The 514-nt window shown below is 67.9% G+C and carries 2 protein-coding genes; both read right to left on the bottom strand.

All coding sequences use genetic code 11. From position 1 onward, the window contains the following. On the bottom strand, positions 1–114 hold a 114-nt coding region (locus IE95_RS19300), incomplete at its 3' end, for a hypothetical protein (RefSeq protein WP_036572740.1). 147 nt (positions 115–261) lie between these two features. Then, a partial coding sequence (locus tag IE95_RS0118305) for a superoxide dismutase (RefSeq protein WP_030153664.1) occupies positions 262–514 on the bottom strand: 253 nt, incomplete at its 5' end.

Raw genomic sequence — 514 nt, forward strand, 5'->3', positions numbered from 1 at the left:
GTCCGGATGGATGTACAACGACCGCTTGCCCTCATAGATGCAGTCCACCGGACACTCCTCGATGCACGCCTTGTCCTTCACGTCCACACAAGGCTGAGCGATCACATAGGTCACGGCGGACCACCTTTCTGGAGGGTTCTGGCTGCCCGCAGGAAGGCCCCGGCGGCGTCGCGCGTGGTGCGCGCCGCGGTGCCGGGGCCTTTCCCGTTCACGCGGGTCTCATGGTGCCGGGCGCGCGGCGCCCGGCACTGGTCACGAGGGTCAGGCGGGGATGATGAGGCCTTCGCCCTGGGTGCGGGCGCGGGCGAGGCGTGCGTCGGCGTCGGCCCAGTTGACGAGGTTCCACCAGGCGGTGACGTAGTCCGCGCGCACGTTCTGGTAGTCGAGGTAGTAGGCGTGCTCCCAGACGTCGAGGAGGACGATCGGGACCAGGCCCAGGGCGATGTTGCCCTGCTGGTCGTAGAGCTGGACGATGATGAGCTTCTTGCCGAGGGTGTCCCAGGCGAGGATGGCC

The sequence above is a fragment of the Oerskovia turbata genome, assembly GCF_000718325.1.
GTDB classification, from domain to species: Bacteria; Actinomycetota; Actinomycetes; order Actinomycetales; family Cellulomonadaceae; genus Oerskovia; species Oerskovia turbata.